This is a genomic window from Sporosarcina highlanderae (genome assembly GCF_030433715.1).
Classification (GTDB): domain Bacteria; phylum Bacillota; class Bacilli; order Bacillales_A; family Planococcaceae; genus Sporosarcina; species Sporosarcina highlanderae.
On record NZ_JAROCC010000004.1, the window covers coordinates 1 to 13,026 of the forward strand.

Consider the following 13,026-nt stretch of genomic DNA (forward strand, 5'->3'; position numbering starts at 1 on the left):
ATCCAATACCCGTTCTGCACACATTTTCATCCTCTGTGGTGTAGTGCTGTTTTTGCGCTACATGGATGGCTAACGGGACATATTTTAAACTAATAAGAGTTCTCGTCGTTCTGGCTGGAATTGTTTCGCTTTCAACATTTCAATTTCCTGCTGATAAGGAGCCTTCTTGTTTTTAGCATCAGTTCCAACAAAAGGTGTTTCAAGGATTTTTGGAATCGCTCTGAAATCCGGATGATGAACAATATAGCTAAGTGCGTCAAAACCGATATGACCATGCCCTATATTCTCATGTCTATCTTTCATCGCACCACGCTCATTTTTACTGTCATTGACATGAATGACCGAAATTCGATCTTTACCAATGATCCGGTCAAATTCATCCAATACACCATCAAAATCATTGACGATATCATAGCCTGCGTCGTGGACGTGACACGTATCGAAACAGACGGAAAGCCGTTCGTTATTTTTTACACCATCGATGATTTTTGCGATTTCGTCAAAATTTCTTCCACACTCACTGCCCTTCCCTGCCATCGTTTCAAGCGCTATACGCACATTCGATGAGTTATCGGAGAGGACCTCATTCAACCCTTCAATAATCTTCGCAATTCCCATGTCAGCACCCGCACCAACATGCGCTCCAGGGTGAAGTACAATTTGGTCAGATCCAAGGGCAGCAGTTCTTTCTATTTCCATCTGAAGAAAGTCGACACCTAATCTGAAAGTTTCGGGTTTTGTTGTGTTACCGATATTGATGATGTACGGAGCGTGGACAACAATATTGGACAATCCATTTTCTTTCATATGCAAAAGTCCCTGTTCGATATTTAACTCTTCAATTGGTTTCCGTCGGGTATTTTGAGGAGCCCCTGTATAGATCATGAAAGTATTTGCCCCATATCCTAACGCTTCCTCACTCGAGCCTTCAAGCATTTTCTTTCCGTTCATAGAAACATGGGATCCTAATAATAACTGTTGATCATTTTCCATTTCTACGTTTCAATCTCCTTTCCCTTTTCTTGAACTTCTCTATCTCTTTTGTCATTTTCTTTTTGTAACCTGGTTTAACTTTGTCTGGTTTTCGAACATAAGAAGCAGCTTTTCGATCCAGTTCATCAACTTCTTTAACTCGTTTTTTCCTCGCATTTCGCTCTTTTACTTCAATCCATTCACCATTCTTCACGTCTTCATGTACAAACGGAATTCCCATCTTTTCAATCTGTACAATCTTGTCGTCCTCTGAAGGCTCATATAATGTTATGGCGATACCCTCAAGGCCCGCTCTCGCTGTTCTTCCGACACGGTGAATGAAAAACTCCAAGTCATCTGGAAGTTCGTAGTTAATGACATGGCTGACACCTGGAATATCGATCCCACGTGCAGCGAGATCAGTTGCGACGATATACTGGTACTCAAGGTCACGAATCTGCTTCATCATTCTAGTTCGTTCACGCGGAGACAAATCGCCGTGGATTCTTCCGGCCTTAATACCTTGCTCAGCAAGATAATTGGCAATTTCATCCGTATTCTGCTTCGTATTCGTGAAAACGATAGCTAAATATGGATTGATTGCATTTAAGACATGTAACAACTTTTTCTTCCGATCCATACTGCGAACTGGAACAAGAGAATATTGCATTCCCTCAGTCAAGGGTTTTTTATTTCCAATTTGCACATGAAGTGGATTCTCCATGTATTTTGCAAGGAACGGCTTTAATTTTTCTGGAATTGTAGCAGAAAAAACATACATTTCCAGGTTAGTTGGCATTTTCGATGCGAATTGATCGATATCTTCGATGAACCCCATGTCAAAGGCTAAATCTGCTTCGTCAATTACAAGAATTGTTGCCGTATGGATTGCCAATGCTCCATTTTCAGAAAGATCTCGAATCCTTCCTGGCGTTCCGACAATAATATGGGGCTTTGACTTCAACTTATCGATGGAACGTTGTTTATCAGTCCCCCCAATTAAGAGTGAAGTGCGTATCGCTGTGTTTTCAGTAATCTTGTTTAACTCTTCATATAATTGCATTGCAAGCTCTCTTGTCGGTGCAGTAATGACAGCTTGCAACTCATCTTTATGCTCGTCTAACCGTTCCACAATTGGTATAAGGAAACTATGTGATTTCCCTGTTCCTGTATGGGCTTGGCCAATTGCATTCGACCCCTTCAAAATTAATGGGATCATTTCCTTCTGTATTGGTGTAGGTTGTTTGAAACCTAAACGGTCAATAGCATCCCGAAGGAATGGTTTGAATTGATAATCAGTGAATTTAGACATTTATATGCCTCCTAACGTATTCCTATTGTAACAGATTTTCGTTCCATCGTATGTGTTTTTCGCATAGTATACAGTGTGAAAGTTCATATTGACCAAATGAAAGGGGTTATCCATGAGATACGAATCATTCTATCCATTTGCGCGCGGACAGTCTTCGCCGTACGCCTATAGGCAACCGATGTACGGTCAACAACAGATACCATACTTCGGCCAGTCGCCGAGACAACCTTTTCAGGGGTCTCCAATGGGAAATCAGTTTGGACCATCCATGCAACAAGGGCAAGGAATGAATACTTCCAAAATGGAAGCATACATGCAAACGGCCAACCGCTTTTTAACGACTGCTCAGCAATATGCTCCACTTGCTCAACAGATTGCGCCAATGTTCCAGAACCTTCCCGCCATGTGGAGATTATATAAAGGGTTCCAATCGTTGCCTTCTTCAGGATCTGCTGGTGCCGCCGGTGCTGCAACTGCCGCTTCAACCGCTGGTCTGCAAAATGCACCAATAGGTACACCAAGGCCGCCTGCCGGAACTTCCAACCCAAGGATTTTCCAGCCACCTAATTTATAATTTTGAAACAAGTGCCTAACTCCGCTATAATAGATATAGATCGCTTTTGAGGAGTGAGGAACGAATGATAGTAAAGAAGATTTCCCCGCGAGGCTATTGTTACGGGGTTGTTGATGCAATGGTGATAGCAAGAAACGCGGCACTCGACAAATCATTGCCGAGACCAATTTATATACTAGGCATGATTGTCCACAACAAGCACGTTACAGACGCATTTGAAGAGGACGGCATCATTACATTGGATGGAGATAACCGTTTGGAAATCCTTGAACAGGTTGAAACGGGCACAGTAATCTTCACGGCCCATGGCGTTTCCCCAGAAGTTAGGGAATTAGCACGCCGTAAAGGACTTGTCTCAATTGATGCCACCTGTCCGGACGTTACAGTCACTCACGATTTAATAAAAGAAAAAACCGATGAAGGATATGACATCATTTATATCGGCAAGAGACACCACCCTGAGCCTGAAGGTGCAATCGGCGTAGCCCCACATGCTGTCCATCTGATAGAAACTCTGGAAGATGTTGAAAACCTTGATGTTGAGAATGAGAAATTGCTTGTTACAAATCAGACAACAATGAGCCAATGGGATGTCGTCCATATTATGGAGGCATTGGAGGAAAAATTCCCTCATATTGAAGCTCATAAGGAGATATGCCTTGCTACCCAGGTTAGACAGGAAGCGGTCGCTGAGCAGGCTGGCGAATCCGATCTTCTTATCGTTGTCGGTGATCCGAAGAGTAATAACTCAAACAGACTGACGCAAGTTTCTGTTGAAATTGCCAATACGCCTTCATATCGTATTTCAGATGTTTCTGAGATTGATATTAATTGGTTAAAAGATGTTAAAACCGTTTCAGTGACCGCTGGAGCTTCTACTCCGACTATCATTGTTCGTGAAGTGATCAATTTCCTTGAAAGCTTCGATCCGGAAGATCCATCTACTCATACACCTGAACGTAAGTTCAAGTTAGAGAAGATCTTGCCGAAAATCAAAAATCCAGCACCTGTTAAACGAATTGAGCCTTACGTCATAACTGAATAAGGTAAATTAAGTGCTGTCCCACCATTACGGGCAGCACTTTTTCTTTTTCAGCAATAATTTTTAAATAAATCGGAACGGATTAGTATCAATTTCTGTTTGGATAAAGTTGACCTCATATCCTTTTTCCTTCGTAGCATGTTGCATATACTCTGCAACACCTTTAATCATTACCTTTTCTACATGATGCCCTGGATCGACAATTGCCAAACCCATCGACTCGGCATCTTGGGCACTATGAAAATCCATATCGCCCGTTACGAAAACATCTGCGCCTTTCCTTTTTGCCGCCTTAGTATATTTGCTTCCACTTCCACCTAAAACTGCGACTTTATGCACTGGCTTCCCGGGATTACCGACTACCCTAACAGCTGCAACGTTGAATGCCTCTTTTACATGGACTGCAAATTGGTCAAGATTCATTGTCTTGGGTAAATTTCCTACCCGACCAAGGCCGAATTCTTCGGTACGCTGATCCAGCACAAAGAAATCGTACGCTGGCTCCTCATACGGGTGCGCAGCAAGCATCGCTTTCAAGACTTTACCCCTAATCGGACCAGGAAGCACCACTTCGATTCGTTCCTCCGTGACCTCCTCCATTTTGCCGATTTCACCGATAAATGGATTGGCACCTGTCGACGGCATAAATCTGCCCGTTCCTGTAGAAGTGAAACTACAGCCCACATAATCACCAATTGCACCTGCCCCGGCCTGCGCCAAAACAGATCGCAGTTCATCCGCATGACTGACAGGACAAAAGACGGCCAATTTATACAAAGGATCGGAGACAGTCGGGCTCATTACTTCCAAGTCCTGTAATCCTAACTGGTTTGCAAGAAGGTCATTCACTCCTTTAGGTGCAACATCTAAGTTCGTATGTGCAGCATAAACAGAAATATCGTGTTTGATGCATTTTTCGATTAGACGACCTTGAGGTGTATCCGTCCATATCGTTTTCATAGGACTAAAAATTGGTGGATGGTGAGCAATTATTAAATTTGCCCCTTTCGCGATCGCTTCTTCAACTACAGCCTCATTGACATCCAATGTGACAAGCACATTATCAACTTGACGATTTAGCTGACCTATATGCAATCCAATCGGATCCCAATCTTCAGCAAACCGTTTCGGCGACCATTTCTCAAAAAGAGCTATAATTTCATGTCCGTTCACTTTTTTCAATTTGTCAAAACCCTCCCGGCCAACTCAATTTTCTTCCGCAATTGTTCCTTCCTCCGCTGGATTTCATCTGTATCGCCAGCCTTCTCCAACGAATCAAGAATCCTCTTCCACTCTGCTAATTCTCTCTCCCATTTCTCAACAAAAATAGGTGACTTATCTTCAAGTAAATATGGACCAAACTTCATTTCGAGCTCATCGTATTCTGCTTTTCCTCTTTCAAGTACAATAATTTCATAAATTTTGCCGTCTTCTTTTAGGATTTCTTCTTCAATAATGGTCCACCCGTTTTGTACGGCCCATTCACGGATTGACGAAGAATGAATATTCGGTTGTGTGATTATTCGTTTCACTTTACCGAGTTTGGCGTTGCCTTCCTGTAAGATTGATGCAATCAAAGGTCCACCCATACCGGCAATGGTAATCGTATCTACCCCATCGTTTTCCTCGACGGCTTGTAAGCCATTCCCTAAGCGAACAATAATATTATTTTCAAGTCCCTCTTTTTTTACATTTTTTTTAGCCGATTCAAAAGGACCTTTCACGACTTCTCCAGCTATCGCTTTTGAAATTATCCCAGTACGAATTAAATAACATGGCAAATAAGCATGATCGCTTCCAATATCGGCCAGTACCGCACCTGATTCAACAAATGAGGCGACTGCTGTAAGACGCTCGGATAGTTTGTCTGAATTCAATAAAACCCCGCCTTTCCAATATTTCCATTATACCCTGACATAGAAAATCTTTCACATTCCTGATATGTAGTTATTTGCCCAATTAAAAAGTCATCGAAACGGCAAGTTATTGCCAAGTTTCGATGACTTCCCGCTCTTATTTAAGTGTTAGAAGATAGTCTGCCAATTCATTGATTTGCTCATCAGAGAGTTTACCGCCAAATGCAGGCATCATTCCGCCACCAGCACCATTTTTAATGATATCATGAATCGTTTCTTTGGAGTCTTTTAGACCGTGTAGACTTGGTCCAACCCCACCAGTCAAATCGCCACCATGACAACTGATACATTGTCCTTGTGCAAAGCTTTCAGGATCAAAATCCTCTGTTGCCGCAGGTTCATTTGTTTTTCCCTCTTCACCTGCTCCAGCGATTTCTTTTTTCTGATCGATACCGTATAGGGACATGAAGAAAACAAGTCCTAATCCTAGCGCAAAAATCAGGATATAAGGCACTACAGGATTGCTTTTCATTGAATTACCCTCCTTCACCAGGAATTATTCTGTAAAATTATACAGTGCACATCTCATATTGTACTGTATCCTGTTGAAAACTGAAAGAGTAAACCCCATACATTTCTTCGTTTGTGACAATTTCGACAAACTTTTTCATAGTTTGGGAAATTTTATGTGAAAATCAACTAAGTAGAAGTCGTGAGATTACCATACGTTGCACTTCCGAAGTCCCTTCGCCAATTTCAAGCAGTTTTGCATCACGCATATAGCGTTCGACCTCGTACTCTTTCATGTATCCATATCCGCCGTGGATTTGAATTGCCTCGTCAGCAACTTCCATTGCGATTTCGGATGCATATAGCTTACACATCGCGGCTTCCTTCGTAAATGGTCTGCCTTGATCCTTCAGCCATGCCGCCTTGTATACCATGTTTCTTGCTAATTCTATTTTCATCGCCATATCCGCAAGTTTAAATTGTGTAACTTGGAATTCCGATAATGTCTTCCCAAACTGCTTGCGTTCTTTGGAATATTTCAATGCTCTGTCGAAAGCTGCCTGGGCTATACCAACAGCCATCGCACCGATTCCGATTCTTCCGCCATCCAATGTAACAAGGAATTGCCTGAAGCCATTCCCACGCTTTCCAAGCAGGTTTTCTTGCGGTACCCTTACATTATCAAGCACCAATTCAGTTGTATTTGAAGCATTTAAACCCATTTTTTCGTAGTTATCAATTACTTTAAAGCCTTCCGCAGCGGTTGGTACAATAATTGCACTTATTTCCTTCTTACCATTCTCTTGGCCTGTTATAGCTGTTAGGGCTAAGTGTTTCGCATGGCTCGCATTCGTAATATAAGCTTTAGAGCCGTTGATGACAAAATCATCTCCGTCTTCTTTTGCAGTTGTTTGAGTACCGCCTGCATCAGACCCTGCATTCGGTTCTGTAAGACCAAAAGCTCCGAAAGATTCACCTGTACAGATAGGAGTTAAATACTTCTGTTTTTGTTCTTCCGTTCCAAAAAGATGTAGAGGTGCCCCCCCTAAAGATATATGTGCGGAATATGTAATTCCTGTAGAGGCGCATGCACGGCTCAATTCCTCAGTTACAATAGCGAAACTTGTCGTATCGGCCCCTGCCCCGCCGTATTCCTCTGGAAACGGAAGCCCCATCATTCCCATTTCAGAAAGCTGTTTGAAAATCTCTATTGGAAATTCCTTTGTACGGTCACGTTCTATTGCACCTGGTGCAACAACTTCATCCGCAAATTCCCTCATCATCTTTCGAATCATTTGCTGTTCATCTGTCAAATCAAAATTCATATTATTCATCCCCTTTGTTGTGAACGCTTACATTTCTATTATACCGAAGTTCGAAGCATTATCACAATCATTCTTTCGAAGGATGATAGATTTAGACTAAAAAGCTCCGAACAAGTATAGGGCAATAAATAGGAGACCTGCAACTCCTGAAATTGTAAAATAGATCAATTTCAAGAATCTCCCCGCCACAATCCATAGTAAACAGTTAAAAGCCGAGAAAATAATCAGTAATGTTGACTGTCCCTCAAAAAAGACAGCACATACTATTAAACTAATCGCGAGTATTGTAAATGCAGAAAATATGTATAAAAGGTGGAAAAAGACAGAACTCATTTTCTTTTTCTTTTTCTTTTTTTCGTTCATAAGTATTGCGTCAGTAATATCTGGCGCCTGTTCCTGTTCCCCCTGGGTATAGAGAGTGATAAGAAAATCACAATAATGCTCGGGCAACATTTTATTTTCTTTCCAATAATTTATTTCAGTAATTATGATTTTTTTCCGCTCTGTACCCACAGAGTCTCCCCCTTGCCTTCAACAATAATAAAACGCATCGGCATAAAATGCCGATGCGGATCACTCCAAAAAGTCCTTCAATCTTTTACTGCGTGATGGGTGTCTAAGCTTACGAAGTGCTTTTGCTTCAATTTGACGAATTCGTTCACGTGTAACTCCGAAAACTTTTCCAACTTCTTCAAGAGTTCTTGTTCTGCCGTCATCCAAGCCGAAACGAAGTCTCAAAACATTTTCTTCACGGTCTGTAAGCGTGTCAAGAACATCTTCCAATTGCTCTTTAAGCAATTCATAAGCTGCGTGATCTGAAGGAGATTGGGCTTCAGAGTCTTCAATAAAATCGCCTAAATGAGAGTCATCTTCTTCACCAATCGGTGTTTCGAGTGAAACCGGCTCTTGTGCAATCTTTAAAATTTCCCGGACTTTTTCAGCCGTTAAATCCATTTCCTCTCCGATTTCCTCAGGCGAAGGCTCTCGCCCAAGGTCTTGTAGCAATTGACGTTGTACTCGAATTAATTTGTTGATGGTTTCCACCATATGGACGGGGATACGAATTGTACGCGCTTGGTCGGCGATAGCACGTGTGATGGCTTGACGAATCCACCATGTTGCATACGTACTGAATTTGAATCCTTTCGTATGATCAAACTTCTCAACCGCTTTTATGAGACCCATATTCCCTTCTTGAATTAAGTCAAGGAACAGCATTCCACGGCCAACATACCTTTTCGCGATACTGACTACAAGACGAAGGTTGGCTTCTGCAAGTTTTTTCTTTGCATTTTCACCCTTCTCGACAATTTCCAAAAGCTCCGAATCAGGAGTTTTCATCTCGGCTAATTTTTCTTCCGCCTCCACGCCTTCTTTGATGGCGATCGCCAATTTAACTTCTTCATTACCTGTTAGCAAATCAACACGGCCAATTTCTTTCAAGTACATCCGTACAGGGTCATTGATTTTAACTCCAGGAGGGACGCTTAAGTCATTAAGGTCAAATTGCTCTTCATCTTTTCCGGCATCTTCTTCGTCATCTTTTCTGTCCATTTCGATACCTGCCGCCTCGATTTGATCAAGGAATTCCTCAAATTGTTCTGGTTCCATCTCAAATACAGAAAGTTTATCCGTTACCTCTTCAAGGGTCAGTTCCCCTGCTTTTTTACCAGCTTCAAGTAAGCCTGCTTTCACTTCATCTAAAGTCATCTCGTGTTCCATCTCTCCAGATTGTTCTTTTTTAGTCATAATACCCGTTCCTCCTTAATTCACCAGAATACGGCCTACATTGCCGATAATGATTTCCGGAGCTGCATTATTTCCCTGGCCAGCTCCAGTGCCCGGGTATGATCGTTCATCTTTTCCGCTTCTTTTTGTTCGTGCATCATCTCGTCAATGCATCTTCTAATTTTATGTTTTTCGAGATGGTGTATGCAATCACGGATCTCTTGCTCAGCAAATTCTGGATCCCTATCAAGCAGTGCCGCTTCCATGACGATTTTTCGGAGTTCACGATCCTCCAAAGACTCTGCGAATCTGTGGAAATCCGGCTCACCCGATTGTTCATAAAAGCCAGCTAATTTCACAAAGATCGTGGTGTATACTTCTTGTAAGAAAAGATCTTGATGATTTTCACGAATCCTATCAAATAAATTACCGTCATTTAACAGATGGCATAATAAGAGTCGTTCTGCACGATCAATGCCGCTTTGCTGTCGTTCCGGCATTTTAACTGCAATCCGAGTGGCTTGTCCACTTAGTTGATTCGACTTTTCCTGTTTTGCCTGCTGACCGACTTTTTTTATTAATTGTTCATTTAAAGCGCTCGACGACACCCCAGTTTCGGTTGATAATTGACGTATCATTAAATCACGTTCCACTGGTGATACTTTCGGAGCAAGCTCTTCTATCACTTCATGAATATATTGCAACACATCATTTTCATGGGATAAATTCTTTGACCTTTTGTAGTAGGCCATAATGAACGACATATATGAATGAGGATTCCCCAATACTTTTTCAGTAAATGCTTCTCCACCATTTACAGAAATATACTCATCCGGATCCATTTTCCCCGGCAAAAGGGCAATTTGTGCATTTAGACCTTTTTGTGCTGAAAGGAGAGCAAACCTTTTGGCGGCCTCCCAGCCGGCGTCATCGCCATCACAACAGATGATAAGTTGATTGGCAATTCTTTTCAATTTTGTTAGGTGCGTGTCAGACAAGGATGTACCCATGACTGCAACGCTATTCATGATTCCGACTTTTTCTGCGGCAATCGTGTCCATAAAACCTTCGAACAGTATTACTTTACCCGATTTCCGGACATTAAGACGTGCATGATGAAAATTATAAAGCAAATGACTTTTTTCAAAAATGGGTGTTTCCGGGCTATTCAAGTACTTTGCTTCCTCTTTGGACTCTGATAAAATTCTTCCGGAAAAACCAACTACATTTCCATTATCGTCATGTAATGGGAACATAATACGTCCTCGGAATCTATCGAAATACCCAGTCCCGTCATTTTTCATAACACAAAGTCCGGCGCGCTCCATCTCCTTCATCTCAAATTTCTTCCGCTGTAGAAGCTGGGTTAGCACTTCCCGGTCATCAAGCGACCATCCTATACCATACTTTTCGATAAGTTCACGGGAAAATCCTCTTTGTTCCAAATAATATAATGCTTTTTCACCCTCCACTGTATTTAGCAATAAATGACTATAAAAATTCGCCGCAAGTGCATGGGCGTCAATCATATGCTGAAAGTCACTTGTCTTCCCATATCTTGAACGGTCGCCAACTGATATTTCCAACTCAACGCCGACCCGCTCTGCAAGTTTGGAAACTGCTTCTGTAAACGGACTGTTTTCAATATCCATGACGAATGTTATAGCATTGCCACTAGCTCCACAGCCAAAGCAATGAAACAATTGTTTATCTTCAGCTACCGAAAAGGATGGTGTGCTTTCACCGTGAAACGGACATAACCCAAACCAATTCTTTCCCCTTTTCGTCAGTTGAACATATTCACCGATTAAGTCGACTATGTCTGTCTTGGATCGGATTTCTTCAATTGTTTCTTCGGGAATTTTAGACATCGTATCACCATTCCCCTCTTACATACTTCTATTCGGGATAGTTTTCATAAATCCTGCTTATTCGACAAAAAAAGTTATTATAATTACATCCTTAACAAATTCTATAAAATTTACACCCAGTTTACTATTGTACACAATCCGCAAAAAAGAACCAACCATTTCTCATCGGGTGGTCCTTCTTTTCATATTTTATCGTCTTGAAGATAGTTCGCTTAAAATCAGGTTTGCAGTTTCTTCTACAGCCCGATTAGACACATCAATCACTTTACAGCCAATTTTTGAAACTACAGTCTCAAAATGGTCAAGTTCTTGTTTAATCCGATCGATTCGCGCATAATTTGCATCGTCCTTCAATCCAAGAGCAATCAGTCTTTCTTTACGGATAGAATTTAATACATTCGGTGAAATGACCAAACCAAAGCATTTCTTCGGGTCGATCTTATATAATTCCTCCGGTGGATCTACTTCAGGAACAAGTGGAACATTCGCCACTTTAAAACTGCGATGTGCAAGATATTGGGATAGCGGGGTCTTTGAAGTTCTAGACACTCCGACTAAAACAATGTCAGCTTTCAACACGCCTCTTGGGTCTCGCCCGTCATCGTATTTCACCGCAAATTCTATCGCTTCGATCTTTTTGAAATAATCTTCATCCAACTGACGGACTAACCCGGGTTCCTCTTTTGGTTTTTCATTGAGCGAGTGACCGATCCCTTGAACAATCGGTCCTAATAAATCTATGCAAGTTAATCCATTTAGTTGGCATTCCTGTTTAAGTTTCTCACGCATGGAGCCCTTCACCAAAGTATAGATGATAATGGCTTGTTGTTGTTTAGCCAAATACGCTATTTCTCGCAGTTGGGATTTATCTTCAACATGCGAAAAACGTTTCATCGATACAGTTTCAAGGTCCTGTCTGAACTGGCACGCTGCTGCCTTGGCAACTAAGTCTGCTGTCTCACCGACTGAATCGGAAACGATGAACAATGTTAACTTTCTCATTGTATCACTCCTTTTTCATTATGCTCTAAAGGCACACCGCTTATAATTCATGTTCTTCTGCAAGTGAAAGGAAAGCCCGTGTAATATTTGTCTTTGTGATTCTTCCAACCACTTCCAGTCCTTCCGCTCTAACGTAAATAACAGGAAGTGAATCTATTTGTTGATCAATCATTTTTTTCGCCGCTTGAATTAGTGAATCCTGCTTTTTACAATATGTAATATTTGGCATTCTCGTCATAATGACATGTACCGGGATTTTATCAAGTTCACTGTTACCAAGACTTGTTCTTAATAGATCCTTTCTGGATAGGACACCCGTTAGAAACGAGTTTTGATCCACAACAAACAAGGTGCCTACATCATCCAAAAACATTTGGCAGATAGCGTCATAGACTGTAACATTTTCATGCACAACAACAGGAATGGATTGGAAGTCACCGACCTTCATCCCAATCATGCCATCCGCTATTGATTGGGCCGGTTTTTTCCCAGAATAGAAATAGCCGACACGCGGCCGTGCATCCAAATAACCCGCCATCGTTAAAATTGCTAAATCAGGCCGTATCGTTGCTCTAGCTAGATTTAGCCTTTCAGCTATCTGTTCACCAGTAATAGGACCATCTAATTTTACAATTTCAAGGATTTCCGTCTGGCGCTTATTCAATTCCATATGAATCACCGCCCTAATCGTTCGATAATAGATACTTGAATAGTATAGCATTTTACAACAATAATTCCTAACTCAATGGCTTGATACACGTTGATTTCCGCTTCAGGCGGACGCTTTCCGCCGGCATGGCTTGAGCCTCCTCGGTCGCGAAAAGCGTGCGCCCT

The 13,026-nt window shown here is 41.7% G+C and carries 14 protein-coding genes; 2 read left to right on the plus strand and 12 right to left on the minus strand.

What is annotated here, in order from left to right; all coding sequences use genetic code 11:
* Positions 1 to 84: 84 nt before the first annotated feature.
* From P5G49_RS06000 to P5G49_RS06010, 3 genes are all read right to left on the minus strand, one after another.
* On the minus strand, positions 85 to 993 hold the full coding sequence (locus tag P5G49_RS06000; protein WP_301242589.1) for a deoxyribonuclease IV: 909 nt from the start codon (positions 991 to 993) through the stop codon (positions 85 to 87).
* Positions 983 to 2,284 (minus strand): DEAD/DEAH box helicase, encoded by a 1,302-nt coding sequence (locus P5G49_RS06005; RefSeq protein WP_301242590.1) that lies wholly within the window; start codon positions 2,282 to 2,284, stop codon positions 983 to 985. The genes P5G49_RS06000 and P5G49_RS06005 overlap by 11 nt, the downstream gene beginning before the upstream one ends.
* 83 nt (positions 2,285 to 2,367) lie before the next feature.
* On the minus strand, positions 2,368 to 2,667 hold the full coding sequence (locus P5G49_RS06010) for a hypothetical protein (protein WP_301242591.1): 300 nt from the start codon (positions 2,665 to 2,667) through the stop codon (positions 2,368 to 2,370).
* Between P5G49_RS06010 and vrrA the strand changes: the two genes are divergently transcribed.
* On the plus strand, positions 2,598 to 2,858 hold the full coding sequence (gene vrrA / locus P5G49_RS17480; RefSeq protein WP_363322167.1) for a VrrA/YqfQ family protein: 261 nt from the start codon (positions 2,598 to 2,600) through the stop codon (positions 2,856 to 2,858). The genes P5G49_RS06010 and vrrA overlap by 70 nt on opposite strands.
* 64 nt (positions 2,859 to 2,922) lie before the next feature.
* Positions 2,923 to 3,903, plus strand: coding sequence for a 4-hydroxy-3-methylbut-2-enyl diphosphate reductase (locus tag P5G49_RS06020; RefSeq protein WP_301242593.1), 981 nt, complete (start codon positions 2,923 to 2,925; stop codon positions 3,901 to 3,903).
* A gap of 60 nt (positions 3,904 to 3,963) precedes the next feature.
* On the opposite strand, the gene P5G49_RS06025 is transcribed toward P5G49_RS06020, so the two are convergent.
* The 9 genes from P5G49_RS06025 to ccpN all read right to left on the minus strand — a co-directional run bounded on the left by P5G49_RS06025 (position 3,964) and on the right by ccpN (position 12,862).
* Positions 3,964 to 5,082: a Nif3-like dinuclear metal center hexameric protein gene (locus tag P5G49_RS06025; RefSeq protein ID WP_301242594.1), complete on the minus strand. Its 1,119-nt coding sequence runs from the start codon at positions 5,080 to 5,082 to the stop codon at positions 3,964 to 3,966.
* Positions 5,079 to 5,777, minus strand: a complete 699-nt coding sequence (locus P5G49_RS06030) for a tRNA (adenine(22)-N(1))-methyltransferase (protein ID WP_301242595.1) — start codon at positions 5,775 to 5,777, stop codon at positions 5,079 to 5,081. The genes P5G49_RS06025 and P5G49_RS06030 overlap by 4 nt, the downstream gene beginning before the upstream one ends.
* A gap of 136 nt (positions 5,778 to 5,913) precedes the next feature.
* On the minus strand, positions 5,914 to 6,288 hold the full coding sequence (gene cccA, locus P5G49_RS06035; protein ID WP_301242596.1) for a cytochrome c550: 375 nt from the start codon (positions 6,286 to 6,288) through the stop codon (positions 5,914 to 5,916).
* Positions 6,289 to 6,451: 163 nt separating this feature from the next.
* Positions 6,452 to 7,591: an acyl-CoA dehydrogenase gene (locus tag P5G49_RS06040; RefSeq protein ID WP_301242597.1), complete on the minus strand. Its 1,140-nt coding sequence runs from the start codon at positions 7,589 to 7,591 to the stop codon at positions 6,452 to 6,454.
* Between the two features lie 96 nt (positions 7,592 to 7,687).
* Positions 7,688 to 8,104: a hypothetical protein gene (locus P5G49_RS06045; protein ID WP_301242598.1), complete on the minus strand. Its 417-nt coding sequence runs from the start codon at positions 8,102 to 8,104 to the stop codon at positions 7,688 to 7,690.
* Between the two features lie 60 nt (positions 8,105 to 8,164).
* Positions 8,165 to 9,340, minus strand: coding sequence for an RNA polymerase sigma factor RpoD (rpoD, locus tag P5G49_RS06050; RefSeq protein WP_301242599.1), 1,176 nt, complete (start codon positions 9,338 to 9,340; stop codon positions 8,165 to 8,167).
* Between the two features lie 35 nt (positions 9,341 to 9,375).
* Positions 9,376 to 11,190 (minus strand): DNA primase, encoded by a 1,815-nt coding sequence (gene dnaG / locus P5G49_RS06055; protein ID WP_301242600.1) that lies wholly within the window; start codon positions 11,188 to 11,190, stop codon positions 9,376 to 9,378.
* A 189-nt stretch (positions 11,191 to 11,379) separates the two neighbouring features.
* On the minus strand, positions 11,380 to 12,192 hold the full coding sequence (locus tag P5G49_RS06060; RefSeq protein ID WP_301242601.1) for a pyruvate, water dikinase regulatory protein: 813 nt from the start codon (positions 12,190 to 12,192) through the stop codon (positions 11,380 to 11,382).
* 40 nt (positions 12,193 to 12,232) lie between these two features.
* A complete protein-coding gene (gene ccpN, locus P5G49_RS06065) occupies positions 12,233 to 12,862 on the minus strand; it encodes a transcriptional regulator CcpN (RefSeq protein WP_435877193.1) in 630 nt (209 codons plus the stop codon).
* Between the last annotated feature and the right edge of the window lie 164 nt (positions 12,863 to 13,026).